The organism is Burkholderia sp. (assembly GCF_018375725.1).
Taxonomy (GTDB): Bacteria; Pseudomonadota; Gammaproteobacteria; order Burkholderiales; family Burkholderiaceae; genus Burkholderia.
Window position 1 is genome coordinate 1 of the sequence record NZ_JAHACR010000030.1, and the last position, 24,534, is coordinate 24,534.

The 24,534-nt window shown below is 66.3% G+C and carries 26 protein-coding genes and 2 tRNA genes; 19 read left to right on the forward strand and 9 right to left on the reverse strand.

Features of this window, described 5'->3' with window-relative positions:
* Positions 1-19 precede the first annotated feature (19 nt).
* Both KH616_RS06745 and KH616_RS06750 read left to right on the forward strand, forming a co-directional pair.
* A tRNA-Gly gene (locus KH616_RS06745) sits at positions 20-95 on the forward strand.
* Positions 96-193: 98 nt separating this feature from the next.
* Positions 194-267, forward strand: a tRNA-Cys gene (locus KH616_RS06750).
* Between the two features lie 254 nt (positions 268-521).
* On the opposite strand, the gene KH616_RS06755 is transcribed toward KH616_RS06750, so the two are convergent.
* Positions 522-1,022, reverse strand: coding sequence for a GAF domain-containing protein (locus KH616_RS06755; RefSeq protein WP_292238088.1), 501 nt, complete (start codon positions 1,020-1,022; stop codon positions 522-524).
* Between the two features lie 214 nt (positions 1,023-1,236).
* Here KH616_RS06755 and KH616_RS06760 point away from each other — a divergent pair, with 214 nt between their 5' ends.
* Positions 1,237-2,103 carry a pirin family protein gene (locus KH616_RS06760; RefSeq protein WP_292238089.1) on the forward strand — a complete coding sequence of 289 codons (867 nt, stop codon included), beginning with the start codon at positions 1,237-1,239 and terminating at the stop codon, positions 2,101-2,103.
* 121 nt (positions 2,104-2,224) lie between these two features.
* Positions 2,225-2,719 carry a GNAT family N-acetyltransferase gene (locus KH616_RS06765; RefSeq protein WP_292238090.1) on the forward strand — a complete coding sequence of 165 codons (495 nt, stop codon included), beginning with the start codon at positions 2,225-2,227 and terminating at the stop codon, positions 2,717-2,719.
* Positions 2,720-2,756: 37 nt separating this feature from the next.
* Here the strand turns inward: KH616_RS06765 and KH616_RS06770 are convergent, their stop codons facing one another.
* On the reverse strand, positions 2,757-3,203 hold the full coding sequence (locus tag KH616_RS06770; RefSeq protein WP_292238092.1) for a copper chaperone PCu(A)C: 447 nt from the start codon (positions 3,201-3,203) through the stop codon (positions 2,757-2,759).
* A 16-nt stretch (positions 3,204-3,219) separates the two neighbouring features.
* Positions 3,220-3,510 (reverse strand): hypothetical protein, encoded by a 291-nt coding sequence (locus KH616_RS06775; RefSeq protein ID WP_292238093.1) that lies wholly within the window; start codon positions 3,508-3,510, stop codon positions 3,220-3,222.
* Between KH616_RS06775 and otsB the strand changes: the two genes are divergently transcribed.
* Both otsB and otsA read left to right on the forward strand, forming a co-directional pair.
* A complete protein-coding gene (otsB, locus tag KH616_RS06780; protein WP_292238095.1) occupies positions 3,500-4,252 on the forward strand; it encodes a trehalose-phosphatase in 753 nt (250 codons plus the stop codon). The genes KH616_RS06775 and otsB overlap by 11 nt on opposite strands.
* The gene (gene otsA / locus KH616_RS06785) at positions 4,249-5,628 is read left to right on the forward strand and encodes an alpha,alpha-trehalose-phosphate synthase (UDP-forming) (RefSeq protein WP_292238097.1); all 1,380 of its coding nucleotides are present in this window, start codon (positions 4,249-4,251) and stop codon (positions 5,626-5,628) included. The genes otsB and otsA overlap by 4 nt, the downstream gene beginning before the upstream one ends.
* A gap of 94 nt (positions 5,629-5,722) precedes the next feature.
* Here the strand turns inward: otsA and KH616_RS06790 are convergent, their stop codons facing one another.
* Positions 5,723-7,555: an ABC transporter ATP-binding protein gene (locus KH616_RS06790; RefSeq protein WP_292238098.1), complete on the reverse strand. Its 1,833-nt coding sequence runs from the start codon at positions 7,553-7,555 to the stop codon at positions 5,723-5,725.
* A 560-nt stretch (positions 7,556-8,115) separates the two neighbouring features.
* On the opposite strand from KH616_RS06790, the gene KH616_RS06795 reads away from it, so the two are divergent.
* The 4 genes from KH616_RS06795 (at position 8,116) to KH616_RS06810 (ending at position 11,723) form a co-directional block, all read left to right on the forward strand.
* Positions 8,116-9,180 (forward strand): glycosyltransferase family 4 protein, encoded by a 1,065-nt coding sequence (locus tag KH616_RS06795; RefSeq protein ID WP_292238100.1) that lies wholly within the window; start codon positions 8,116-8,118, stop codon positions 9,178-9,180.
* A 238-nt stretch (positions 9,181-9,418) separates the two neighbouring features.
* Entirely contained in the window at positions 9,419-10,201 is a 783-nt protein-coding gene (locus tag KH616_RS06800; protein WP_292238101.1) for a hypothetical protein, read from the forward strand.
* Positions 10,202-10,240: 39 nt separating this feature from the next.
* Entirely contained in the window at positions 10,241-10,705 is a 465-nt protein-coding gene (locus tag KH616_RS06805) for a DUF2214 family protein (protein WP_292238103.1), read from the forward strand.
* 253 nt (positions 10,706-10,958) lie between these two features.
* Positions 10,959-11,723 carry a FadR/GntR family transcriptional regulator gene (locus tag KH616_RS06810; protein WP_292238105.1) on the forward strand — a complete coding sequence of 255 codons (765 nt, stop codon included), beginning with the start codon at positions 10,959-10,961 and terminating at the stop codon, positions 11,721-11,723.
* Between the two features lie 83 nt (positions 11,724-11,806).
* Here the strand turns inward: KH616_RS06810 and KH616_RS06815 are convergent, their stop codons facing one another.
* A complete protein-coding gene (locus KH616_RS06815; RefSeq protein WP_292238107.1) occupies positions 11,807-12,952 on the reverse strand; it encodes a branched-chain amino acid ABC transporter substrate-binding protein in 1,146 nt (381 codons plus the stop codon).
* Positions 12,953-13,219: 267 nt separating this feature from the next.
* Positions 13,220-14,080: a pyridoxal kinase PdxY gene (gene pdxY, locus KH616_RS06820; protein WP_292238110.1), complete on the reverse strand. Its 861-nt coding sequence runs from the start codon at positions 14,078-14,080 to the stop codon at positions 13,220-13,222.
* A 174-nt stretch (positions 14,081-14,254) separates the two neighbouring features.
* Between pdxY and KH616_RS06825 the strand changes: the two genes are divergently transcribed.
* Complete coding sequence (locus tag KH616_RS06825; protein WP_292238112.1) at positions 14,255-15,319, forward strand: alpha/beta hydrolase; 1,065 nt, start codon at positions 14,255-14,257, stop codon at positions 15,317-15,319.
* Between the two features lie 78 nt (positions 15,320-15,397).
* On the opposite strand, the gene KH616_RS06830 is transcribed toward KH616_RS06825, so the two are convergent.
* Both KH616_RS06830 and KH616_RS06835 read right to left on the reverse strand, forming a co-directional pair.
* Complete coding sequence (locus KH616_RS06830) at positions 15,398-16,408, reverse strand: LLM class flavin-dependent oxidoreductase (RefSeq protein WP_292238114.1); 1,011 nt, start codon at positions 16,406-16,408, stop codon at positions 15,398-15,400.
* Positions 16,405-16,758 carry a hypothetical protein gene (locus tag KH616_RS06835; RefSeq protein ID WP_292238115.1) on the reverse strand — a complete coding sequence of 118 codons (354 nt, stop codon included), beginning with the start codon at positions 16,756-16,758 and terminating at the stop codon, positions 16,405-16,407. The genes KH616_RS06830 and KH616_RS06835 overlap by 4 nt, the downstream gene beginning before the upstream one ends.
* A gap of 269 nt (positions 16,759-17,027) precedes the next feature.
* Between KH616_RS06835 and hpnI the strand changes: the two genes are divergently transcribed.
* The 5 genes from hpnI (at position 17,028) to KH616_RS06860 (ending at position 22,294) form a co-directional block, all read left to right on the forward strand.
* Positions 17,028-18,200 carry a bacteriohopanetetrol glucosamine biosynthesis glycosyltransferase HpnI gene (gene hpnI, locus KH616_RS06840; RefSeq protein WP_292238116.1) on the forward strand — a complete coding sequence of 391 codons (1,173 nt, stop codon included), beginning with the start codon at positions 17,028-17,030 and terminating at the stop codon, positions 18,198-18,200.
* Between the two features lie 88 nt (positions 18,201-18,288).
* On the forward strand, positions 18,289-19,731 hold the full coding sequence (gene hpnJ / locus KH616_RS06845; protein WP_366834260.1) for a hopanoid biosynthesis associated radical SAM protein HpnJ: 1,443 nt from the start codon (positions 18,289-18,291) through the stop codon (positions 19,729-19,731).
* 3 nt (positions 19,732-19,734) lie between these two features.
* Positions 19,735-20,619 (forward strand): hopanoid biosynthesis-associated protein HpnK, encoded by an 885-nt coding sequence (hpnK, locus tag KH616_RS06850; RefSeq protein WP_292238119.1) that lies wholly within the window; start codon positions 19,735-19,737, stop codon positions 20,617-20,619.
* On the forward strand, positions 20,616-21,650 hold the full coding sequence (locus KH616_RS06855; RefSeq protein ID WP_292238121.1) for an HpnL family protein: 1,035 nt from the start codon (positions 20,616-20,618) through the stop codon (positions 21,648-21,650). The genes hpnK and KH616_RS06855 overlap by 4 nt, the downstream gene beginning before the upstream one ends.
* Positions 21,651-21,736: 86 nt before the next feature.
* Entirely contained in the window at positions 21,737-22,294 is a 558-nt protein-coding gene (locus tag KH616_RS06860) for a hypothetical protein (RefSeq protein WP_292238122.1), read from the forward strand.
* Between the two features lie 52 nt (positions 22,295-22,346).
* Here the strand turns inward: KH616_RS06860 and KH616_RS06865 are convergent, their stop codons facing one another.
* The gene (locus tag KH616_RS06865; RefSeq protein WP_292238124.1) at positions 22,347-22,625 is read right to left on the reverse strand and encodes a hypothetical protein; all 279 of its coding nucleotides are present in this window, start codon (positions 22,623-22,625) and stop codon (positions 22,347-22,349) included.
* A gap of 82 nt (positions 22,626-22,707) precedes the next feature.
* On the opposite strand from KH616_RS06865, the gene hisQ reads away from it, so the two are divergent.
* The 3 genes from hisQ to KH616_RS06880 all read left to right on the forward strand — a co-directional run.
* Positions 22,708-23,397, forward strand: coding sequence for an ABC transporter permease (gene hisQ, locus KH616_RS06870; protein ID WP_292238125.1), 690 nt, complete (start codon positions 22,708-22,710; stop codon positions 23,395-23,397).
* Positions 23,394-24,107 (forward strand): ABC transporter permease, encoded by a 714-nt coding sequence (locus KH616_RS06875; RefSeq protein WP_292238127.1) that lies wholly within the window; start codon positions 23,394-23,396, stop codon positions 24,105-24,107. Before hisQ ends, KH616_RS06875 begins: the two co-directional genes overlap by 4 nt.
* Positions 24,108-24,128: 21 nt before the next feature.
* Positions 24,129-24,534 (forward strand): ATP-binding cassette domain-containing protein (locus tag KH616_RS06880; protein ID WP_292238128.1); only part of this gene is annotated, 406 nt, incomplete at its 3' end.

Genomic DNA, 24,534 nt, shown 5'->3' on the forward strand with positions numbered 1-24,534 from the left:
GCTGCACATGCAGGACAATGCGGGAGTAGCTCAGTTGGTAGAGCGCAACCTTGCCAAGGTTGAGGTCGCGAGTTCGAGACTCGTCTCCCGCTCCAGGTTGTAAAGGGGAAGCAAAGCTTCCCCTTTTATTTGGCAGGCCGATGGCCTTCGTCAAATCTGTCGTTTGCTGTCATGGCGAACACAGTCCGCTTACGGCGCGATAGCAAAGCGGTTATGCAGCGGCCTGCAAAGCCGTTTAGGCCGGTTCGACTCCGGCTCGCGCCTCCAAGTAAGAAAAGAAAAAGCCCTGAGAAATCAGGGCTTTTTCTTTTTCCGCTCTGCTTTCTTTCGAGAGCATTGTCCGGGGCGTGATGCGTCCTTCACGGATGACGCCGCGCCGCACGCCGCTGACGCCAGTTCAGTTATGTCTTGCCCTGCCGGGGAGACGAGCGATGCGTTGTCGTCTTTCCGGCACGCTGCCTGACACACCGGCGCTCGCCTCGTGCCATGCGAGCACCATTCTCGCCTTCCTTCGATTCCTGTCAGCGCCGCGCCGCCCACGCGTGTTCGACGAACACGCGGCACAACGCTTCCATGCCCTTCGCATCCTCGTCGTCGAAACGCGCGGCGACGGGACTGTCGACGTCCCACACGCCGATCAGCGTGCCGTCGGCGGCGACGAGCGGCACGACGATCTCGGATTCGGACGCCGCATCGCACGCGATATGGCCGGGGAACGCGTGCACGTCACGTACGACCTGCGTTTGCCGCGTCTGCGCGGCCGTCCCGCATACGCCCTTGCCGAGTGTGATTCGCACGCATGCCGGTTTGCCCTGGAACGGACCGACCACGAGTTCGGTGCCGTCGAAGAAATAGAAGCCTGCCCAGTTGAGCTGATCGAGCGAGTGATAGACGAGCGCGGAGAAATTCGCGGCGTTGGCGATCAGGTCGCGCTCGGTTTCGACGAGCGACCGTGCCTGCTGGACGAGCGCTGCGTATTGATCGGCCTTGGATGCGTGTGAATCGTTGGACAGGGTGAACATGGCAATATGTCGAGTGTGAGCCGGAATCGCACGAGGCGAGGAGCGGCGTAGTCTAAATCAAGCGCCACACGCGCGCAGCCCGGCCTTGCGCCGACGATCGTTCCCCCAGTGGAACGCTGCGTGTGATTTTTACTGTCTACCGAAAGTGCCTTCCCGATTCTATATTTCTATCCATGATGCGAAACACGGGTTTCGCCGCAATCCGGAGTGAGAGATGAAGAAGATCCAGGGTGTTTACAGTGCGCCGCGCGGACATTGGGTCGGCGATGGGTTCCCGGTGCGTTCGATGTTCAGCTACCAGACGCAGGGCGCGAATTTGAGCCCGTTCCTGCTGCTCGACTACGCAGGCCCCGCGAAGTTCGAGCCGGCGACGCAACCGCGCGGCGTCGGCCAGCATCCGCACCGCGGTTTCGAAACGGTCACGATCGTCTACGACGGCGAAGTCGCGCATCGTGATTCGACCGGCGCGGGCGGCCGGATCGGTCCCGGCGACGTCCAGTGGATGACGGCCGCGAGCGGCATCCTGCACGAAGAGTTTCATTCGGAGGACTTCACGCGCAACGGCGGGATGCTCGAGATGGTGCAGCTGTGGGTGAACCTGCCGGCGCGCGACAAGATGGGGGCGCCCGGCTACCAGACGCTCCTGAACGCGGACATTCCGGTGGTCGAACTGCCGGACGGCGCCGGGCGTGCGCGGATCATCGCGGGCGAGCTCGACGGCCGGCGCGGCCCGGCGCGCACGCACACGCCGATCGATGTGTGGGACGTGCGGCTCGTGGCGGGCGGCCGTGCGCGGTTCCCGATTGCCGAGGGTCGCACGCTCGCGGTGGTCGTGCTGCGTGGCACGGTGCTCGTGAACGGGGAGACGGTCGTGCGCGAGGCGCAGTTCGCGCAGATGAGCCGCGATGGTCGCGATGTCGAGATCGAGGCGAACGGCGATGCGACGCTGTTGATTCTCAGCGGCGAGCCGATCGACGAGCCGGTGGTGGGCTACGGACCGTTCGTGATGAACTCGCAAGATGAGATTCGTCAGGCGATCGACGATTTCAACAGCGGCCGCTTCGGCGGAATGCCGGCATGACGAACGGGCCTCGCATGACGCGAGGCCCGTTTTTTTCGCGGCCCGGACGCATGGCGCCCCCGGGCTTCGAGGCATAATCGGCGATTCCGCGTGCCCGTCGGCGCGTGATCCAGGACCGCCCATGAACGATTCCGCATCCGCCGTCTCTTCGCCCGCCACCGATATGCTCGCGTGGCGCTGGCAAGCCTTCGACGCGTTGTCCGCGCGCGAGGTCTACATGATCCTCGAGGCGCGCAGCGCGGTGTTTGTCGTCGAGCAGCAGTGCGTGTATTGCGACATCGACAATGCCGATCAGGATGCATGGCACCTGAGCGCATACGACGCCGCCGGCCGGCTGGCCGGCTACCTGCGCGTGCTGATCCCCGATGCGCAGCATCCCGACGTGCGCATCGGCCGCGTGCTGACGGCCGCCGCATGCCGCGGCGCGGGTCTTGGCCATGCGCTGCTGGCGCGCGCGCTCGGGCATATTCGCGCGCAGTGGCCCGGCACGCCGGTCAGCCTGCATGCGCAGGCGCACCTGCAGCAGTTTTACGGGGCGTTCGGATTTACGCCCAGCTCCGACGTGCACGACGAGGACGGCATCCCGCACGTGTGGATGCGCATCGCGCACGCATGACGCCGCGCCGCGTCATGGCGGGGGATCGGCGGACGCGTTACTTGGCCTGCGCAGGCGACTTGACCGCGAACGGCGTGTCGAGCGTCCGGCCGTCGGAGAACTTGAGGCGCAGGTGCACGGTATCGCCGGGTTTGATCGTGTGCGTCGGTTCCTCGAGCATGAAGTGGTAGCCGCCCGGCGCGATATCGACCTTGCCCCGAGCGGGGATCGTCAGCTTGTCGACCATGTCCATCTTCTGCGTCGAGCCGTGCGAGACGGACTGGTGCAGCATCGCCATCCCGTAGTCGGGGCTGTCGACGTCGACCAGGTCGACCGGCTTGTCGCCCGTGTTGACGAGCGTGACGTAGCCGCCCGCCGGCAACTGGTTCGGCAGCCAGCGCACCCAGGCGTTCTGAGCGGTGACCGTGCCGGCGGCATGGGCGTGCGCGCCGAGTGTCAGCGCGGCGAGGAGGGCGAGCGTCTTGCGTTTCATCTTGATGAGCATGTCCAGATGGATGAAATCAGGTGGATGAAGCCGGCGGGATGATCCAGTGCACATCGGCGGCGATGGCGCCGGGCGAGCCGCCGTGCGCGACCGGCGGTTGCGACTGTAGCGCAATTTGCTCCAGCATGTTCCGGCAACGGCCATCGCGTAGGCCGGGATGGCGGCCGGCATGTCGCAGTTTCGGCATCGCAAGAGAAGGGTGTTCCGGCGCCGGTTTCGCCCATAAAGCATTGCAGGCGCGGTAAGATGCGCACAATTCTTGCGGCGGCATGGCCGCCCCTCTGATCACCGACTCGATGCAATCCATCCCGGCTTTTCTGTCCCTGACCGATACCGCGTTCTTCTTCGATTTCGACGGCACGCTCGTCGAGCTGGCGCCCACGCCCGACAGCATTTGCGTGCCGCCATCGCTGATCGCACTCCTCGCCGCGCTGCGGCACCGCTCGCACGGCGCGGTCGCCATCGTGTCCGGGCGCGGCATCGACAACATCGACACGTTCCTGAACATGCCCGACCTGCCGATCGCGGGCCTGCATGGCGCGGAGCGGCGCGACGCGAATGGCGACACGCAGCGCATCGGGTTCAACGACGCACGCCTGTTGCGCATCGAGCGCGAGCTGGCCGTCGTCGTCGAGCGTCATCCGGGCATGCTGCTCGAGATCAAGGGCGCGGCGGTCGCGCTGCACTACCGCAATGCGCCGGAGCGCGAGGGCATTGCCCGCGAAGCGACCGAGCGGCTCGTTGCCGACTATGCGGACGCGTACGTGCTGCAGCCGGGCAAGATGGTGTTCGAGATCAAGCCGAAGGGCGTCGACAAGGGGCGCGCGCTCGCGGCGTTCCTCAATGAGCCGCCGTTTGCCGGCCGCATGCCGGTCTTTGCCGGCGACGACCTCACCGACGAGAAAGGCTTCGCGGTCGTCAATGCGCACGGCGGCCTGTCGATCAAGGTCGGCGCGGGCGAGACGTCGGCGCGCGCGCGGCTCGATTCCGTCGATGCGCTGCATGCGCAGATCGCGCGCTGGCTCGAAGCGGGACGGCCCGTCGCATGAGCCGCCTCATCATTGTTTCGAATCGTGTCGCGCCGATTTCCGAAGGGGAGCCGGCGGCGGGCGGCCTGGCGATCGGCGTCTACGATGCGTTGAAGGAAACCGGCGGCATGTGGTTCGGCTGGAGCGGCGAGGTCGTCGCGTCCGGCCAGCCGAAGATCCGCGTCGAGGAGCACGGGCCCGTGACGTTTGCGACCATCGGCCTGTCGCGGCGCGACTACGACCAGTATTACCGGGGCTTCTCGAATGCCACGCTGTGGCCCGCGTTTCACTATCGCGCCGATCTGATTCAGTACGATCGCCACGAATTCGAGGGCTACAGCCGCGTCAATGTATGGCTTGCGCAGCAGCTCGTGCCGCTGCTGCAGGATGACGACGTGATCTGGGTGCACGACTATCACCTGATCCCGTTTGCCCGCGCGCTTCGTGCGGCCGGCGTGAAGAATCGCATCGGCTTTTTCCTGCACATTCCGTTTCCGGCCGCGCAGGTGCTCGTCAACGTGCCGCCGCATCGCGAACTCGTCGAATCGCTGTGCGCGTTCGACCTGCTCGGATTCCAGACCGAGCCCGACCTGCGCGCGTTCTGCGACTACGTCGAATCCGAAGCCGACGGCAGCATCGAGCGCGACGGGCGCACGGTGCGCGTGCATGCGTTCGGCCGCACGCTGCGCGCGTCCGCGTATCCGATCGGCGTCTATCCGGACGAAATCGCGTCGCTCGCGCAGGCGGGCGAGCACGGCAAGGCAGTCCGCACGCTCGCCACGTCGCTGCGCGGCCGCCAGCTGATCATGAGCGTCGACCGGCTCGATTACTCGAAGGGGCTGGTCGAGCGTTTCCGTGCATTCGAGAAGCTGCTCGAGCACGAGACGTCGTTCCGCAATCACGTGTCGTTCCTGCAGATCGCGCCGTCGACCCGCGCGGATCTGCGCGCGTACCAGGACATCCGTCTGCAGCTCGAAGCGGAGTCGGGACGTATCAACGGGCGTTTCGCGGAGCTCGACTGGGCGCCGATCCTCTACATCCATCGCCACTACGACCGTCAGGTGCTCGCCGCGCTGTACCGGCTGGCGCGTGTCGGCTACGTGACGCCGTTGCGCGACGGGATGAACCTCGTCGCGAAGGAATATGTGTCCGCGCAGAATCCGGACGATCCGGGCGTGCTGGTGCTGTCGCGCTTCGCAGGCGCGGCGCGCGAGCTGACCGGCGCGCTGATCGTCAATCCGATCGACATCGCCGGCATGGCCGATGCGTTGTCGCGGGCGCTGTCGATGCCGCTCGCCGAGCGGCGTGCGCGCTACGAGGACATGATCGCGCAGCTGCGCGAGAACAACGTGTCGGTGTGGCGCGACAACTTCCTGCGCGATTTGCAGCGCGATTAGCGTGAAGCGGGGCGCGCCGGGCGCGCTGCCGATAAAAAAGCCGCAGTTCACACGATGAGCTGCGGCTTTGTTTTTTGCGGACGGGCGCCGCGCGTCAGGCGACGCGTTCGCCGGTGGCCGCGCCGCTGTCGGGCGCCGCGTGATGGCGGCCGTGCTGTTTGGCGAGCAGATCGCGATACAGGCCCGGACGGTTGCGCAGCACGTCGGGACTGCCGTCGTCGATCACCTTGCCGTTACTCATCACGACGATCCGGTCGAAGTTGCGCAGCGTCGACAGGCGGTGCGCGATCGCGATCACCGTGCGGCCGACCATCAGGCGGTCGAGCGCGCTCTGGATCGCTTCCTCGGACGCGCTGTCGAGCGCCGACGTCGCTTCGTCGAGCAGCAGGATCGGCGCGTCCTTCAGGATCGCGCGCGCGATCGCGATGCGCTGGCGCTGGCCGCCCGACAGCTTGACGCCGCGATCGCCGACGATCGTGTCGTAGCCTTCGGGCATCGCCTCGATGAACTCCGCGCAGCGCGCGTCGCGCGCGGCGGCGAGCACTTCCTCGCGTGTCGCCTCGGGGCGGCCGTACGCGATGTTGTCGTAGATCGACCGGTGCAGCAGCGAGATGTCCTGCGGCACGAGTGCGATCGCATGGCGCAGGCTGTCCTGCGTGATCGTCCGGATGTCCTGGCCGTCGACCATCACGGCGCCCTCCTGGGCGTCATAGAAGCGCTGCAGCAGCGCGAGCACGGTCGACTTGCCCGCGCCGGACTTGCCGATCAGGCCGACGCGCTGGCCCGGTTCGATGTGCAGCTCGAAATGGTCGAGGATCGGGCGGCGATGCGGATAGGCGAACGTCACGCGGTCGAAATCGACGCGGCCGCCGTTCGATGTGAGCGGCACGGCATCGGAGCGATCCGGCATGCCGTGCGGCTCGAGCAGCGTCTTCACGGCCTCGGCGAGACGCGCGACGTGCTGCGTGACATCGACGAGCGCGACCGCGAGATCGCGCGTGCCGTGCAGGATCGTGAAGCCGAGCGAGCTGACGAGGACGATGTCGCCCGACGTCGCCTGGCCGCGGTCCCACAGCCACAGTGCCCAGCCGAGCAGGCCGGCGGACAGCATCGCGGTGATCACCGCATGCAGCAGGCGCAGCTTTTCCAGGTAGAGCAGGCTCTGCTGGCGCGCATCCATCTCGGCCTTGACCGTCGCGCGGAAGCGCTTCTGTTCGCGCAGCGTCATCCCGAAGGCGCGCACGAGGCCCATGTTGCCGATCACGTCGACGAGTTCGCCATCGACCGCCGCGGCTTTTGCCGCGAAGGTGTGATGACGCGCCGAGCCGCGTCCGGCGAGCCTGAACAGCACGATGGAGAGCACCGCAGAGCAGCTGAGCAGGGCCACCGCCATCACCGGATTGACGACGATGATCATCAGGATCGCGCCCATCACCGCGATGCACGGCGGCAGCACGTTCCACGCCATCGTGTTCTCCGCCGTGTAGACGGCGTTCGACGTCGCGGTGATGCGGCTCGCGAGCGTGCCGGGCTGCTTTTCCGCGTAGTACGTCGGCGAGTGTCCGGTCAGGTACTGGAACAGGTCGCGCCGCAAGTCGCCGGTGACCGCGACGAACGTATGCGCCGCGACCCAGCCGCCGACGCGCCAGAGCAGGTTGTCGGCGGCGATCAGGCCGACGAGCAGCGCGAATGCGCTCCACAGCGGGCCTGGATGATGGCGGCCGGTTGCGAGCACGTCGATCAGGTGCTTGATCGCGTATTGCGAGCCGAGCGCGCAGCCGACGGCGGCCAGCACGCTGACGAGCACGATGAGGTGCGCGACGGGATGCAGGCGGATATAGCGGAACAGGAACGCAAGCGGCCGGTGCGCGTAGCTCGACAGCTTCGCGTTGTGGGCGTTGCGCTGGGCGGGGGTGAGAGCTTCCAAAATATGCGTGCGGTGAAACGGTGGTGGGACGTCCCGGCCGGATCGCATGCCGACCTTTGACTCGACGTAATCCGGCATTGTAAACAAGGCCGTGCGTCCCGCTGAGCGAATCTTGCTGCCGGCAGCGGGTGCACAGTTAATTTTGGGATAAAATCCGGCATTCCGCGATGCGTTGCATCTGCGGGGCAGGGCGCCGGGATGGCAGTGAGCGCTGCCGAGCGGATTCCCACTCTAGAGCGGACTCAATCCTCCGCGCGTTGCAAAGTGTTGCCGCTTTGTAACAAAGTAAAGCGTTTGAAATGTTGCACGCCGTATCGGGCGTAACCCTAGATAATCGGCTCCGGGTTCGTCGCATGAGTTTTTTACGAACCCCTGTCAACGGGTATTCGTTTCAAACGTTCTATGCCTGTCGCGTTGCCGACGCTCGCTCGCAGCGCAGGTTCGACGCCGCCAGCAGGCCGACATTCATCCGGTTTCCCGGATGAAACCCGTCCAGTCCGGACCGTCCGGCAGGCTGCCGACCCAATGCTTGTTTTTTGCCGATTTTTTAGGAGTTACGCATGCGAATCGCTCAAATCGCTCCGTTGCACGAAGCGGTTCCCCCGAAGCTGTACGGCGGTACCGAACGGGTGGTGTCCTATCTGACCGAGGCGCTCGTCGAGATGGGGCATGACGTCACGCTCTTCGCGAGCGGCGATTCGCAAACGTCGGCGAAGCTCGAAGCCGTCTGGCCGCAGGCGCTGCGCCTCGACCCGACGATCCGCGACACGATGGCCCCGCACATGCTGCTGCTCGAGGAAGTGCGCCGCCGCGCGGACGAGTTCGACGTGCTGCACTTCCACATCGACTACTATCCGTTCCCGCTGTTCTCGCGCCAGCCGGTGCCGCATCTGACGACGCTGCACGGCCGTCTCGACCTGCCGGAACTGCAGCCGATCTTCAACACGTTCAACGAAGTGCCGGTCGTGTCGATCTCGGACAACCAGCGTATTCCGCTGCCGCAGGCAAACTGGCTGTCGACCGTCTACCACGGTCTGCCGGAAAACCTGCTGAAGCCGGTGCCGGACGTGAAGCCGAGCTACCTCGCGTTCCTCGGCCGCATCTCGCCGGAAAAGCGTGTCGACACGGCGATCCGCATCGCGGAGCAGGCCGGCATGCCGATCAAGATCGCCGCGAAGCTCGACAAGGCCGACCGCGCGTACTACGAAGAGAAGATCAAGCCGCTGTTCGCGCTGCCGCACGTCGAGTACATCGGTGAAATCAGCGAAGCCGAGAAGTCGGAATTCCTCGGCAACGCTCATGCGCTGCTGTTCCCGATCGACTGGCCGGAGCCGTTCGGCCTGGTGATGATCGAGGCGATGGCATGCGGCACGCCGGTGATCGCGTTCAAGCGCGGCTCGGTGCCGGAAGTCATCGAGAACGGCGTGTCGGGCTTCGTCGTCGAGGACGAGCTGTCGGCGGTCGCCGCCGTCAAGCGCCTGCACACGCTGCCGCGCGAGCAGGTTCGCGCCGCGTTCGAAGCGCGCTTCTCGTCGAAGGTGATGGCCCGGAACTATGTGAAGGGCTACGAAGAGCTGCTGCGCCAGAAGCGCCGCACCGTGCTGCGCGAAGTCAACGCAGGCTGACCTGCGGGCGGCATGGCCGCCGCCTGAGCGCATCGCATGACGCCCCGCCCGGACCAGTCCGGCGGGGCGTCGTCACATTCGCGGCACCGGAATTGTTGTATTCTCGCCGCGCCCGCCGGCGCGAATGCGTCCGGACACGGCGTATCGCCCCGGCTATTCGTCTGTCCAGCCGGTAATGTCCCTATAATGGCCGTGCCGAAATTTCCGGCCCGGCACGATCATCGAGAGGAGAGCAGTCTTGGCGAGAACGAAATCCACGCGCGCAGCCCCGGCACCCGGCGCCGGCGTCATCTTCGCGTTGCGCGCGATCGGGCTCGTGCTGCTCGCACGGTGGCTGTTCTCGATGTCGGAAATGGGTTACCGCGCGTCGCTGTCGGCGATGGTGTCGTCGCCGTGGGCGTGCCTGTACCTGGTGCTGATGTTCCTGCTGATCGCGCTCCCCGGCGCGGCCGCGCGCGCCGAGCGCCCGTTCCATCCGCTGCCGCAATGGCTGCGGCAGGCGCTGCGGTTTTTCGCATTGATCGGTTTCCTGTTCGCCGCCTGGTCGATCGGCATGTTCGCGTGGGCCGCCGGCTGGCGTCGCGCGCTGCATGCGGTCACGGCGACCAACGGCTGGCTCGTCGCCGCTCCCGCGCTGTATGCGGCGGTCGTCTGGATCTGCCGGCCGCGGCCGCTGTGGCGCACCAACGTCGCCGCGCGGCGCTTCGCGATCGGCCGCTTCGCGATCTCGCTCGATACGCCGACGCGCACCGCAAGCGTCTGGATGGAAAGCCGCAAGGTCGGACAGTACGATGCGCGCGAGTTGTCGGTGCGCTGGCCCGGCGGCGCGGCGGCGCGCAACGATCTGCCTGCGCCGCCGCGCCGCGCCGGCTGGTTCAGGCGCCCGAAGGTGGAACTGTTATGGGATTCGCCCGCCGCCGTCGGCCATAACCGGCAGATCGTGATGCGCGCGCCGCTCGCATCCGAGGGCGACCGCGTCGCCGCGCGCGCGCTCGACGCGGCGCTCAAGCAATTCGTCTGACAGGCCTGCGCATCGTGCGCCGGCGGCAAAGGAGGAACGATGATCGTTCGCTGGTTGCTGGCTGCCATACATCTGAGCGCGTTCGGTGCCGCGTTTGCCGCGATCGCGGCCCGTAATCGGGCATTGCGCCGGGTCGCCGCATCCGCGCAGCCCGCGGATCTTCCCGGTGTATTCAAGGCCGACGCAGTGTGGGGCGTGTCGGCGCTCGTGCTGATCGCCACCGGTCTGTGGCGCGCGTTCGGCGGCCTGGAAAAGGGCAGCGCCTACTATGCGCACGCGCCGCTCTTTCATCTGAAGATGGGCGCGCTAGTGCTGATCCTGCTGCTCGAGATCGCGCCGATGATCGGGCTGATCCGCTGGCGCATCGCGGCACGTCAGCAGCGCATGCCCGACCTGAGCCGCGCGGGTTCGTACATCCGGATCGGCCATACGCAGGCGATGCTCGTGATCCTGATCGTATTTGCCGCGTCGGGGATGGCGCGCGGGATTGGACTGGCCGGGTAGCACACGCGGTAAAACCTTTGCTGCGCGCGAAACGAGATGCGATCATTCGACAACCGACGTGCGCACGTCCTCCTCGATCCGTGCATCGAGGCAACGACACAGCGCAACACCGATGCCAGGAGACAGATACGGCGCGCGGGATCATCAGTCGTCAGATGATGCCGGGCGCCGTATGGCAATAGATCGGCGTTCGCTTGGCCTGCACGTCACCCTTCGGAATTCCAATACGAACATTCAAAAAGGAACCGGCCTCATGTCCGTGCCCACGCTTCCCGCTGTGCCCCGCCGTCGCGGGCGCAGTCTTGCACAAGATGTCGTCGACGCGCTGACGGCCCAGATCGAAAGCGGCACGCTGCGTCCCGGCGACAAGCTGCCGACCGAGACTGAAATGATGGTGACGCAGGGCGTGAGCCGCACGGTCGTGCGCGAAGCGGTGTCGCGGATGCAGGCGAGCGGCCTTGTCGCGACGCGCCACGGCATCGGCAGCTTCGTGCTCGAACCGACGCGCCGTCCGGCGCTCGGCATCGATCCCGCGACGATCACGACGCTGCGCGACGTGCTCGCGGTGCTCGAACTGCGCATCGGCCTCGAAAGCGAGTGTGCGAGCCTCGCCGCGCTGCGCGCGAACGACGCCGATCTCGCTGCGCTGCGGCATGCGCTCGACGCGATCGTGTCGACGTCGGGCGTCGGCCGCGAGACCGCGCAGCTCGATTACCAGTTCCACCTGCAGATCGTGCGGGCCACCGGCAACCGCTATTTCGCCGATGTCATGTCGCAGCTCGGCCCGTCAATCATCCCGCACACGCGCCTGAACCCCGCGCACTTCGCCGGCGACGATCTGGTGCGCTATGTCGCCCGGTTGAACCAGGAGCACGAGGATATCTACGCGGCGATCGCGCGCCGCGATCCGGAGGCCGCGCGCGCCGCGATGCGCGCGCATCTGACCAACATCCGCGAGCGGCTGCGCCGCGCGCACGAGGCGGCCGAGGCGGCGCGCGGCGACCAGGCCAACGGGTGACGGCGCGAAGCGGCCCGTCGGGGCCGGCCCCTTCGCGCCGGTGAAGCGGGGCCGCCTGACATTGCGGGGCGGCGCGCCCGCGATCAACCTCCCTTCGTCACGATGGTCTTCCAGGCGCCATTCTTCACCTGATACAGCGTCGACATGCCGCTTTTCAGCGAGCCGTCGTTCGCGAACGAGATGCGCCCGGTGATGCCTTCGAAATCGATCTTCTTGAGCGCCGGACGATAGACCTTCGGATCGGTCGAGCCGGCCGCCTGCATCGCCTTGATCGCGGCCCAGGTCGCGTCGTAGCCGAACTGCGCATACGACAGCACGTCGACGCCGAAACGCTTCTTGAAGCGCTGCTCGAAATCCTTGCCCTGCGGCAGCTGGTCGAGCGGGCGGCCGTATTCCCATGCCATCGCGCCTTCGGCCGCGGGGCCGGCGATCTTGATGAACTCGTTGTCCTTCACGCCGCCGCCGCCGACGAATTGCGCGTTCAACCCGAGCTGGCGCATCTGCTTGACGAAGTTCGCGGCGAGCGTATCGAGCCCCCCGAAGAAGATGAGGTCAGGGTTCTGGCCTTTCAGGCTGGTGATCTGCGCGCGGAAGTCGACCGCCTGATTGTTCGTGAACTCGCGCGTGATGATCTTGCCGCCCGCCGCCTTGACCGCCTTCTCGAATTCGTCCGCTTCGCCCTGGCCGAAAGCCGTGCGGTCGTCGACGATGGCGATGCGCTTCGCCTTCGTCACGTCCACCGCGTACTTGCCCGCGTTGCCGGCGTTCTGGCCGTCGGTCGCGATCACCATGAACATGTTCGCGAGCCCGCGCGATGTCAGCGTCGGGTTGGTCGCCGCCGGATCGATGACGGGGATGCCGGCCTTGTCGTAGACGACCGACGCCGGAATGGTCGTACCCGAGTTGAAGTGGCCGACGACCACCGACACGTTCTTGTCGACGAGGCTTTGCGCAGCCTGCACGCCGACGCGCGGGTCGGCCTGGTCGTCCTGCACGACGAGTTCGAACTTCGCCGGCTTGCCGGCGATCTGGACGTTCTGCGCGGCGGCATCGTCGAGCGCGAGCTGCACGCCGTTTTGCAGATCCTTGCCGTAGCCGGCGTTGACGCCGGTCAGCGGTGCGGCGAAGCCGAACTTGATGCCGGTGTCGGCGGCCTGCGCGGCCTGGTGCGCGAAGACGGCAAGCGCGGATGCGATCGAGAGGGACAGCAGCGAATGGCGGAAATTCATGTTGCTTCCTTTGGCGGCGAGACACGAAAACGCACGCCGCGGCGTGCGCGTGCGACGCTTCTGCAAACCAGGCCTGATCGCCGGTTCGAGCGTCTGACGACGATTTATAGGGGGCCAAATTGGACGAGTCTTGTCAATTTGGCGCATGAAACATGCGGATTTCCGCACAGTGACGGCGGGACAAGGGAGAGCGGCGATGAGGGAAATCCCGCGTTGGGCCGGATGTGGCGAGCGCGGCATCGCGTGCCGCCGGTCTGCCCGCAGGCGTCACGCGTCCGTGACCCACGCGCCGAACCATTCGCTCGGGTTGGCGATTTCGTCCTGCGCGGCGACCAGCTCCAGTTCGTAACGGCGGGCGTCGTAGGTGGCCTTGACGACCGCGTGCACGGCCGCGAGTGTGTGCTCGAATGCGGCGCGCACCGAGTCGCCGCGCAGCCGCCGTGCGACGAAGATCGCGCTCGTGAGATCGCCGACGCCGACCGGATGGCGCGGAAACGCGTAGAGCGGACGCTGGCCGATCCACGCCTCGGTTTCGGTCACGGCCAGCATGTTGAAGCGGTCGGCCGGGCTGTTGCGGTCATGCAGGTGCTTGACGAGGATGATCTTCGGACCGCGCCGGATCAGTGCGCGGCAGGCCTCGACCGCATCGGAGACGGTCTCGATGCGTCGTCCGGCGAGCTTCTGCAGTTCGGTGTGGTTGGGCGACATGCCGTCCGCGAGCGTGGGCATTTCGTGGACGATGAATTCCTCGACGCCGGGCTCGGGGCGGATGCCGCCCGTCTGGCCCATCGCCGGATCGCAGAAGTACCACGCGCTCGGGTTCGTCGCCTTCACCGCGCGGACGATCTCGACGGTCGCGCGCGCCTGCGCGGGCGAACCCAGGAAGCCGGAGAGGATCGCGTCGCAGCGCTTGAGCGCGCCGATCGCGGCGATGCCGTCGACGAGCTGCTCCATCTTCGCGGCGTCGATCGCACTGCCGGCCCAGTGGCCGTACTGCATGTGGTTCGACAGCTGAACCGTGTTGAGCGGCCAGACGTTGACGCCGAGCCGCTGCATCGGGAATACGGCCGCGCTGTTGCCGGCATGGCCGTAGATGACGTGAGACTGAATGCTGAGGACGTTTTTCATGGGAGATCGCCTGCACGCGTTTCAGGGTCACGTCACACGATACCCGAGTTCATTGCGCCCGAGAAAATTGCGTGGCATCGAAGTGTTGCGCGCCGCCGTCAGCGTCTACCGCGTAGAATCCGGGGGCGCGGCGCCGTCCGGCTGCCGGCGTGCGTTCTTTTCATCGTCATCGCCATGTTTCCGATTCGCAAGATGTTGTCCGCATCGCGCGCCGCCGTGCTCGGCGCGCTCTTCGCCGCCCTGTGCGGGGCGACCGGCGCGGGCGCTGCGACCGCGGCGTCGGGCGGCAACGACGGACCCGTCTACGGTCCGCGCCTGGAGGGCTTCGACTATCCGGGGCCGGTGCATCGCTTTGCGTTCGCGTCGCAGCGCGAGACCCTCGAGATGGTCTATATGGATGTGCGTCCGGCGCACCCGAACGGCCGCACCGTCGTGCTGCTGCACGGGAAGAACTTCTGCGCGGCGACATGGGAGGAGACGGTCGCCGTGCTGAGCCGCGCGGGCTATCGCGTGATCGCCCCGGACCAGATCGGCTTTTGCAAGTCGTCGAAGCCGGCGCGCTACCAGTACAGTTTCCAGCAGCTCGCGCGCAACACGCATGGTTTGCTCGAATCGCTCGGCATCCGGAGCGCCACGCTCGTCGGCCATTCGACGGGCGGCATGCTGGCGATTCGCTATGCGCTGATGTACCCGAAGGCGACCGCCCAGCTCGTGCTCGTCAATCCGATCGGCCTCGAGGACTGGAAGGCGCTCGGCGTGCCGCCGCTGTCGGTCGACTACTGGTATGCGCGCGATCTCAAGACGACCGCCGACAGCATTCGCCGCTACGAGCAGGCGGCGTATTACGCGGGCAAGTGGTCGCCGGCATACGAGCGCTGGGTGCAGATGATCGCCGGCATGTACCGCGGCGCGGGCCGGGACACGGTCGCGTGGAACTCCGCGCTCGTCTACGACATGATCTTCACGCAGCCGGTCGTCTACGAACTGGGCGAGATTCGCGTGCCGACGCTGCTGCTGATCGGCGACCGGGACACCACCGCGATCGGCAAGGACGTCGCGCCGCCGGACGTGCACGCGAAGCTCGGGCGCTATCCCGAGCTCGCGAAGCGCACGCAGGCGGCGATCCCGGGCGCCCAGCTGGTCGAATTCCCGGCGCTCGGCCATGCGCCGCAGATCCAGGATCCGGACACATTCCACAAGGCGCTGCTCGACGGGCTGGCCGCCGTGCGCGAACAGTAAGCGATAAGCGGTAGCGATAGAGATAGTCAGCGCGGCGCGCGCCCGGCCTCGCAAGTGCCGAGCGCGCGCCGTCTCCGCTCAACGCGCGGCGGGTTGCGCTTCGCTGGCCAGTTCGTCGCGGATTTGCGCGGCGATCTCGAACGAGCGCAGCCGCGCGGCATGATCGTGGATCTGCGCGGTGATGATCAGCTCGTCCGCGCCGGTCCGCGCGATGCGCTCGCGCAGTTGCTCGCGCACGGTGCTGCGTGAGCCGACTGCGGCGAACGACAGCGAATGCGCGACGCTCGCGCGTTCCAGTTCGCTCGCTTCGAGCACGTCGACGGGCGGCGGCAGCTTGTCGGGCGTGCCCCGGCGCAGGTTGATGAACTGCTGCTGCAGCGACGTGAAGAGCCGCCGCGCCTCGTCATCTGTCTCGGCCGCGAACACATTGACACCGACCATCGCGTACGGCTTCGGCCAGGCGGCCGACGGCCGGTATTGCGCACGGTACAGTTCGAGCGCGCGCAGCAGATAGTCCGGAGCGAAATGCGACGCGAACGCGAACGGCAATCCCATCATCGCGGCGAGTTGCGCGCTGAACAGGCTCGATCCGAGCAGCCAGACCGGCACGTCGAGCCCGGCGCCCGGCACAGCGCGCACGCGTTGGCCGGGCACCGGTTCGGCGAAGTAACGCAGCAACTCGGCGACGTCGTCGGGGAAGGCGTCGGCGCTGCCGACGAGATCGCGACGCAGCGCGCGGGAAGTGGTCTGGTCGGTGCCCGGCGCGCGGCCGAGACCGAGATCGATCCGGCCGGGATAGAGCGCGGCGAGCGTGCCGAACTGCTCGGCGATGACGAGCGGCGCGTGGTTCGGCAGCATGATGCCACCCGAGCCGACGCGAATCGTGTGCGTGCCGCCCGCGACATGGCCGATCACGACGGCGGTCGCGGCACTCGCGATGCCGGGCATGTTGTGATGTTCGGCGAGCCAGTAACGGTGATAACCCCAGCGTTCGGCATGCTGCGCGAGGTCGAGCGTGTTGCGGAGCGCCTGCGCGGCATCGGCGCCGGCAGGAATGGGGGCAAGATCAAGGACGGAAAACGGAATCATCGCAGAGAGGCCTTCGAAAGGCGCCGCGCGGTGATGCGCAGACGCAACAGGTGTCGACGATTGTGCCAAAGGGTTCCGGAACGTGCTGGCGCCGCCGGGATACCCCTGAGGCTGACAGGGACGCCGCCGCATTGCGTGACGATTGTTGCAAAAATCAACGCAATTTGTTTTTTGTTACCAATTTTTTCACCGATTGGGCGCGGAATTGCCCGCAGACGCAAAAATCCGCAAAAGCCCTGACAGGAAAGGCTGCAATCAGCCTGCAACGTGCTTACGCCAAGATAAACGTCGCTGCGCCGGGGACAGCCGCCGTTGGCCGGAGTTGTTGATTTCGCACCAATGCGTTGCATGCGGAGCCAAGCACGCGGTGTCGAGCGCTGCTAAAATCCGGCGCTCGTCCATTGTCGCGCTGATGGTTTCCGTTCTATCTTCCTGTGTTTTGCCGACGCGTTGCGCGGGGAGCGCCCCGGAAAAGGCATGGCTGCTCAGGCAAGCCGTGCCCCCGTTCAAACGCTGACGGAACAAGGAGTCGGGTTGTGCCCCCGTTCGTCCCAGTCGAATCATTTACCACGCGTTCAACCGATTGCCGCCGCGGCTTCGCTCCCGGAGGGCAATGCGCATGATCTCGGATGTATCGGTCTTCGAATGGCTGTTGATCGCGATTACGCTCGCGGCAGCCGGCTACGCGCTTGTCGCGGCGTTCGCACCGCGGCCCCGTACGCCGCGCACGGACGCGCGCGACGGCTTCCAGCCGGTCAGCGTGCTGAAGCCGTTGTGCGGTGCGGAGCCGCATCTGTACGAGAACCTCGCCACGTTCTGCACGCAGCGCCATCCGCGCTACGAGGTGCTGTTCGGCGTCGCGTCGGCGGCCGATCCGGCGGTGGCGGTCGTCGAACGGCTGCGCACGGACTATCCTGAATGTGATATCGGGCTCGTGATCGACGCGCGCGTGTACGGCAAGAACCTGAAGGTCAGCAACCTGGTCAACCTGGCCGAGCGCGCGAAATACGGCCGGATCGTGATTGCGGACAGCGACATCGCGGTGAAGCCGGACTACATCGAGCGCGTGACGGCGCCGCTGGCCGATCCGTCGGTCGGCGTCGTCACATGCCTGTATCATGCGCGCAGCGTCGGCGGCTTCTGGACGCGGATCGGCGCGCAGTTCGTCGACGCGTGGTTCGCGCCGTCGGTGCGGATCACGCATCTGGGCCGTTCGAGCCGCTTCGGCTTTGGCGCGACGCTCGCATTCACGCGCGACACGCTCGACCGGATCGGCGGCTTCAAGGCGGTGAAGGACGAGCTGGCCGACGATTTCTGGCTGGCCGAACTGCCGCGCCGGCTCGGCCGGCGCACATTGCTGTCGGAGGTCGAAGTGGCGACCGATGTGATCGAGGCTTCGTTCGGGCCGCTCTGGCACCGCGAGACGCGCTGGCTGCGCACGATCCGGTCGCTGAACCCGGCGGGCTTCACGTTCCTGTTCATCACGTTCACCGCGCCTTGGCTCGCGGTCGGAACCGGTCTTGCGTGGCGCCTCGACGGCTCGCTCGCCGGTACGCTGGCGGGTGCCGGCGCGGCGGCGGGCACGCTCGGGCGGCTCGTGCTGCACGCGCGCGGTGCGGGCGGCTGGCGCGCATTCTGGCGCGACCTGGCACTGATCGCGGTGCGGGATACGCTGCTTGCGGCGCAGTGGCTGGTCGCAGCGTTCGGCACGCAGGTCGTCTGGCGCGGCGCGCGGATGACGGTCGTCGGCGGCGAGCGCACGCCGATCGCGGAAGCGGGCGAAGGCCGCTGAGCGGATCGACGCAAACGAATATCGAGATGCGGGCGCCGGCGGCGGCCCGCGATTTTTATTGACTGAATTTTTCAAGCGAACTCGAACTATGCAGGCTACCGGAACATTCATGAAAACGCTGTTTTTGCAGGCCCCGTCGTATGACGGTTTCGACGGCGGGGCGGGCTCCCGCTATCAGGCCAAGCGCGAAATCCGTTCCTTCTGGTATCCGACGTGGCTCGCGCAGCCGGCGGCGCTCGTGCCGGGCAGCCGCGTCGTCGACGCGCCGGCCGACAGTCTGTCGGTCGAGGAAACGCTGAAGATCGCGAAGGACTACGACCTCGTGATCATCCATACGAGCACGCCGTCGTTCCCGACCGACGCGATGTTCGCGCAGGACCTGAAGAAGATGAAGCCGTCGATGCGGGTCGGCATGGTGGGCGCGAAGGTGATGGTCGATCCGCACAACTCGCTCACGGCGAGCGAGGCAATCGATTTCGTGTGCCGCGAGGAATTCGACTACACCTGCAAGGAAATCGCCGAAGGCAAGCCGTTCCCCGAGATCAAGGGTCTGAGCTGGCGCGCGAAGGACGGCTCGATCGAGCACAACGAAGCGCGTCCGATCCTCGAGAACATGGACGAACTGCCGTTCGTCGCACCGATCTACAAGCGCGACCTGAAGATCGACAACTATTTCATCGGCTACCTGAACTACCCGTACGTGTCGATCTACACGGGCCGCGGCTGCAAGTCGCGCTGCACGTTCTGCCTGTGGCCGCAGACGGTCAGCGGCCATCGCTACCGCACGCGCTCGGTCGAGAACGTGCTCGCGGAAGCGAAGTGGATCCGCGACAACATGCCGGAAGTGAAGGAACTGATGTTCGACGACGACACCTTCACCGACGATCTGCCGCGCGCCGAAGCCATCGCCATCGGTCTGGGCAAGCTCGGCATGACGTGGTCGTGCAACGCGAAGGCCAACGTGCCGTACAAGACGCTCAAGATCATGAAGGAAAACGGCCTGCGCCTTCTGCTGGTCGGCTTCGAATCCGGCGACGACCAGATCCTCGTGAACATCAAGAAGGGCGTGCGCACGGACTTCGCGCGCCGTTTCAGCGCGGACTGCAAGAAGCTCGGCATCAAGATCCACGGCACCTTCATTCTCGGCCTGCCGGGCGAGACCCAGGAAACCATCAAGAAGACGATCGAATACGCGAAGGAAATCAATCCGCATACGATCCAGGTGTCGCTCGCCGCGCCGTATCCGGGCACGACGCTCTACAAGCAGGCCGTGGAAAACGGCTGGATGGAAGAAAACAAGACCATCAACCTGGTGAGCAAGGAAGGCGTCCAGCTCGCGGCGATCGGCTATCCGCATCTGTCGCGCGACGATATCTATCACCACCTCGAGCAGTTCTATCGCGAGTTCTATTTCCGCCCGTCGAAGATCTGGGAAATCGTCCGCGAAATGCTGACGAGCTGGGACATGATGAAGCGCCGTCTGCGCGAGGGCGTCGAGTTCTTCCGCTTCCTGCGCGCGCACGAGGCGTAATTCGTGACGACGCAGCGGGCGGAGCGGGCGCTCATCTTCACCGCGGACGACTTCGGACTGCATCCGCGCGTCAACGCGGCGGTCGAGCGCGCGCATCGCGACGGCGTGCTGAACGCCGCGAGCCTGATGGTCGGCGCGAGCGCCGCGCAGGATGCGATCGAGCGCGCGCGGCGGCTGCCGTCGCTCGCGGTCGGGCTGCATCTCGTCCTCGCGGATGGGCCGGCCACGCTGCCCGCGTCCGACATCCCCGCGCTCGTCGGCCCTGACGGGCGCTTCGGCGACGCGATGGCGAAGGACGGCTGCCGGTTCTTCTTCCTGCCGCATGTGCGTGCCCAGCTGCGCCGCGAGATCCGCGCGCAGTTCGATGCGTTCGCGGCGAGCGGCCTGCCGCTCGACCATGTCAACGCGCACAAGCATTTCCATCTGCATCCGACCGTGCTGTCGATGATCATCGAGATCGGCCGCGACTACGGCTTGCGCGCGGTGCGGCTGCCGTACGAGCCGTCCGCGCCCGCGTGGCTCAAGCCGTGGATCGGCCTGGTGCGCGCGCGGCTCGACCGCGCCGGGCTCGCGCACAACGACTACGTGGTCGGCATCGAGCATACGGGCGGCATGGACGAGGCGGTGCTGCTCGACGCGCTCGCGAACCTGCCGCAGGGCGTCGGCGAGATCTACTGCCATCCGGCCGAGGCGGGCGAGGGCCCGATCACGCCGTCGATGCGCGACTATCGTCCGGTCGACGAAATGAACGCGCTGCTGTCGCCGCGCGTCGCCGCCGCACTGCAAGCGGCCGGCATCGCGTGCGGCGGCTTCGCCACGGTATTCGGCCAGCAGGCGCCGTCGCGTGCCGCACGCACGGCACACCGGCCGGGAGCGCAGCCATCGTGAGCAAGTGGATCAAATGGCTCGGCTGGCCGATCGGGATCGCGATCCTGCTCGCGCTGGTGCTGCACGACGGCGTCGGCGACGTCGCCCACATGCTCGGGCGTGCCGGTTTCGCGCTGCTCTGGCTCGTGCCGTTCCATGCGCTGCCGCTGCTGCTCGATGCGTATGCGTGGCACCTGCTGCTCGACAGGCGCGGTTCGCTGCCGTTCCTGTGGTGGATCGCGACCGTGCGCGAGGCGGTCAACCGGCTGCTGCCGGTGGTCGGCATCGGCGGCGAACTCGTCGGCATCCGGCTCGCGCGCTGGCAGATTCCGGACGCGAGCCGCGTCACGGCGTCGGTCATGGTCGAGGTGCTCGTCACGATCGCCGTCCAGTATGCGTTCGCCGCGCTCGGGCTCGTGCTGGTGCTGGCGACGACACATGACGGCGACGGCCGGACGATCGGCCTGGCGCTCGTGCTGTCCCTGCCGTTGCCGCTGCTGGCGTTCGTGCTGATGCGGCGCGGCGGGATCTTTCATGCGATCGAGCGTTTCGCGGGCCGCGTGCTCGGCGATTCGCACCGGCTGCTTCAAGGCGTCGACGGCAAGCGGCTCGATGCGGACATCGATGCGCTGATGTCGCGCCCGGGCCTGCTGTTCGGCGTGTTCTTCTGGCAGCTGCTCGGTTATGCGGTCGGCGCGCTCGAGATCTACTGGGCGCTGGCGCTGCTCGGCCATCCGGTATCGGTCGGCGGCGCGCTCGCGATCGAGGCGATGACGCAGGCGGCGCGCCACGCCGCATTCATGGTGCCGGGCGGCCTTGGCGTACAGGAAGCGACGGTGGTGCTGCTCGCGCAGATGTTCGGCGTCGACCGCGACACGGCGCTGTCGCTTGCCGTGGTCAAGCGCGGCCGCGAAGTGGTGTTCGGCTGTCTGGCGCTCGGCTCCTGGCAGGTTGCCGAGCTCGCACGCGCGCGCGGCCGGATCCGCGTGAAGGCAGCCCCCGCGCCGCAGCGCGCGGCGAGCGCACACAAAACCGAGACGACGATGCACTGAACGAGACGGGCCTGGCGCCCGTCTCGCGCTTTTGGCGGCGCACGGGTATGCTTGCCGCGTGTTTCCAACCATGCGCTTCTTTCCCGATGACCTTCCGTTTCCGCCTGTTCCCCGTCGCCATGCTGGCCGCAGCGCTGGCGTTGTCTGCCTGCGACGATCGGCAAAGCGAGCTTAACGTGCAGCGTCTCAAGGATTTCTTCAAGGCGATCAAGCCCGCCCAGTTGTTGCTGAAGGGCCTGAAGCCCGGCGAATCGACCGAAGCGGATATCCGCAGCCAGATGGGCAAGCCGGAGACCGAGCGCGTGTTCACCGACGGCTCGAAGCGCCTGGAATACCCGCGCGGACCGATGGGCAACCAGACCTGGTTCGTCGACGTCGATGCCGGCGGGCGCTATACGGGCGCGACACAGGTGCTGACCGGCGCGAACTTCGCCAAGGTGAGTCCCGGCATGTCGACGGACGACGTGCGCCGCCTGCTCGGCAAGCCGGGCGAGATCGCGCAGTATCCGCTCAAGCCGGAAACGGTGTGGAGCTGGCGCTGGCTCGAGGACGGCGTCAATCAGGACGCTTTCTTCAACGTGCATTTCGGTCCGGACGACCGCGTCTATACGACGTCGCGCTCGGACATCGTCAAAGGGCACTGACGTGCCCGCGGCCGCCCGACGGCGGTGCGCCTTTTGCCATTCACCATTCACGTCACGCGCCGTTCAGGTACGCGCAGAGGGCCGGATCGTCAGCGATGCCGCGCGAACGGGCGTGCCGCAGTTCTGCGGCGCGCGCCCGGCCGGTCGGGCGACCGCGCGTCGCTATATCGAAAAAGCGACCGGAAAATTGCAAAAAGTCCGCTTCGCGACGTGTTCCCGATTCATCCGGTCGCAGATTTTTTCCTTTTGAAACAGGCGTGTAGCGGGCCGCTGAAAACGATGCGATGAATTGTTGCGACGCAGCAAACCGGCGAAAGGTGATTTGAGCCAATCATTTTTGCTTGCGACTATCCGCCACACCCGGTGCCGGAAGTCGATGCGCGCCGGCATCCATTCCAACCTTGGAGACGCGCGTGTTTCTTTACGGCTTTGGTCCCGTCATCTGGGCGGGCACCGTGCAGACGATCGAGCTGTCGGTGCTGTCGCTCGCCGCTGCGGTGGCGCTGGGGCTGATCGGCGCGGTGGCGAAGCTGTCGCATAACCGGTTCCTGCGATCGATCGCGACCGGTTATACGACGCTGATCCGCTCGGTGCCCGATCTCGTCCTGATGCTGCTGCTGTTCTACAGCATCCAGATCTGGCTGAACCAGCTGACCGACGCGGTCGGCTGGCAGCAGATCGACATCGATCCGTTTGTCGCCGGCGTGCTGACGCTGGGCTTCATCTACGGCGCGTACTTCACCGAGACCTTCCGCGGCGCGTTCCTGTCGGTGCCGCGCGGCCAGCTGGAGGCGGGCGCGGCATACGGAATGAGCGGCCTGCGCGTGTTCGCGCGGATCATGTTTCCGCAGATGATGCGCTTCGCATTGCCGGGGATCGGCAACAACTGGCAAGTGCTCGTGAAGGCGACGGCGCTCGTGTCGATCATCGGCCTGGCCGATGTCGTGAAGGCGGCGCAGGACGCGGGCAAGAGCACGTTCAACATGTTCTTCTTTATCCTCGTCGCGGCGGTGATCTATCTCGCGATCACGACCGTCTCCAACCTCGTGCTGAAGCAGCTCGAGAAGCGTTACTCCATGGGCGTGCGACACGCAGAACTATGATCGAGATCCTCCAGGAATTCGGCAAAGCCTTCCTTTACTGGGACGGCCAGCGCCTCTCCGGCCTTGCGGTGACGCTGTGGCTGCTCGTGGCATCGATTTCGGCAGGCTTCGTCTGCGCGGTGCCGCTCGCCGTCGCGCGGGTGTCGAAGCGGCGCTGGCTGTCGACGCCGGTGCGTGTCTACACCTACCTGTTCCGCGGCACGCCGCTTTACGTGCAGCTGCTGCTGATCTATACCGGCATGTACAGCCTGGAGTTCGTGCGCTCGCATTCGTTGCTCGACGCGTTCTTCCGCAGCGGCTTCAACTGCGCGATTCTGGCGTTTGCACTGAACACCTGCGCGTACACGACCGAGATTTTCGCCGGCGCGATCCGCGCGACCCCGCACGGCGAGGTCGAGGCTGCGCGGGCGTACGGGATGTCGACGTTCACGATGTACTGCCGCGTGATCCTGCCGTCGGCATTGCGGCGCGCGCTGCCGCTGTACAGCAACGAGGTGATCCTGATGCTGCATGCGACGACGGTGGCGTTCACGGCGACCGTGCCGGACATCCTGAAAGTCGCGCGCGACGCGAACTCGGCGACGTACATGGCCTTCCAGTCGTTCGGGATCGCCGCGCTGATCTATCTTGCGGTATCGTTCGCACTCGTCGCGGCATTCCGTCGCGCCGAGCGCCACTGGCTTGCGTACCTCGCGGCCGGCCGTCATTGATTTCACGTTGAGGAGAGCCAGTTGGCAGAGATCACGCAAACGAGTCCCGCCTGCAAGCTTGCGGCGCTCGATATCCACAAGCGCTACGGCGACAACGAGGTGCTCAAGGGTGTCTCGCTGAATGCGAAGGCGGGCGACGTCATCAGCATCATCGGCGCGAGCGGCTCGGGCAAGAGCACGTTCCTGCGCTGCATCAACTTCCTCGAGCGGCCGAATGCCGGGCAGATCGTCGTCGATGGCGAGACCGTGCGCACGAAGGCCGACCGCGCCGGCAACCTCGAGGTGGCGGACCACAAGCAGCTGCAGCGCATCCGCACGAAGCTGTCGATGGTGTTCCAGCACTTCAATCTGTGGGCGCACATGAACGTGCTCGAGAACGTGATGGAAGCGCCGGTGCACGTGCTCGGCATCCCGAAGCGCGAAGCCG

What these genes read in the sequence shown, in the direction of transcription:
- hpnJ (WP_366834260.1), top strand. Translation starts at nt 18,289, where the DNA reads ATGCAGGCTACCGGAACATTCATGAAAACGCTGTTTTTGCAGGCCCCG.
- hpnI (WP_292238116.1), top strand. Translation starts at nt 17,028, where the DNA reads ATGATCTCGGATGTATCGGTCTTCGAATGGCTGTTGATCGCGATTACG.
- KH616_RS06760 (WP_292238089.1), top strand. Translation starts at nt 1,237, where the DNA reads ATGAAGAAGATCCAGGGTGTTTACAGTGCGCCGCGCGGACATTGGGTC.
- KH616_RS06875 (WP_292238127.1), top strand. Translation starts at nt 23,394, where the DNA reads ATGATCGAGATCCTCCAGGAATTCGGCAAAGCCTTCCTTTACTGGGAC.
- KH616_RS06860 (WP_292238122.1), top strand. Translation starts at nt 21,737, where the DNA reads ATGACCTTCCGTTTCCGCCTGTTCCCCGTCGCCATGCTGGCCGCAGCG.
- KH616_RS06765 (WP_292238090.1), top strand. Translation starts at nt 2,225, where the DNA reads ATGAACGATTCCGCATCCGCCGTCTCTTCGCCCGCCACCGATATGCTC.
- KH616_RS06825 (WP_292238112.1), top strand. Translation starts at nt 14,255, where the DNA reads ATGTTTCCGATTCGCAAGATGTTGTCCGCATCGCGCGCCGCCGTGCTC.
- KH616_RS06815 (WP_292238107.1), bottom strand. Translation starts at nt 12,952, where the DNA reads ATGAATTTCCGCCATTCGCTGCTGTCCCTCTCGATCGCATCCGCGCTT.
- KH616_RS06795 (WP_292238100.1), top strand. Translation starts at nt 8,116, where the DNA reads ATGCGAATCGCTCAAATCGCTCCGTTGCACGAAGCGGTTCCCCCGAAG.
- KH616_RS06755 (WP_292238088.1), bottom strand. Translation starts at nt 1,022, where the DNA reads ATGTTCACCCTGTCCAACGATTCACACGCATCCAAGGCCGATCAATAC.
- otsB (WP_292238095.1), top strand. Translation starts at nt 3,500, where the DNA reads ATGCAATCCATCCCGGCTTTTCTGTCCCTGACCGATACCGCGTTCTTC.
- KH616_RS06805 (WP_292238103.1), top strand. Translation starts at nt 10,241, where the DNA reads ATGATCGTTCGCTGGTTGCTGGCTGCCATACATCTGAGCGCGTTCGGT.
- otsA (WP_292238097.1), top strand. Translation starts at nt 4,249, where the DNA reads ATGAGCCGCCTCATCATTGTTTCGAATCGTGTCGCGCCGATTTCCGAA.
- KH616_RS06830 (WP_292238114.1), bottom strand. Translation starts at nt 16,408, where the DNA reads ATGATTCCGTTTTCCGTCCTTGATCTTGCCCCCATTCCTGCCGGCGCC.
- KH616_RS06835 (WP_292238115.1), bottom strand. Translation starts at nt 16,758, where the DNA reads ATGCAACGCATTGGTGCGAAATCAACAACTCCGGCCAACGGCGGCTGT.
- KH616_RS06775 (WP_292238093.1), bottom strand. Translation starts at nt 3,510, where the DNA reads ATGGATTGCATCGAGTCGGTGATCAGAGGGGCGGCCATGCCGCCGCAA.
- pdxY (WP_292238110.1), bottom strand. Translation starts at nt 14,080, where the DNA reads ATGAAAAACGTCCTCAGCATTCAGTCTCACGTCATCTACGGCCATGCC.
- KH616_RS06770 (WP_292238092.1), bottom strand. Translation starts at nt 3,203, where the DNA reads ATGCTCATCAAGATGAAACGCAAGACGCTCGCCCTCCTCGCCGCGCTG.
- KH616_RS06810 (WP_292238105.1), top strand. Translation starts at nt 10,959, where the DNA reads ATGTCCGTGCCCACGCTTCCCGCTGTGCCCCGCCGTCGCGGGCGCAGT.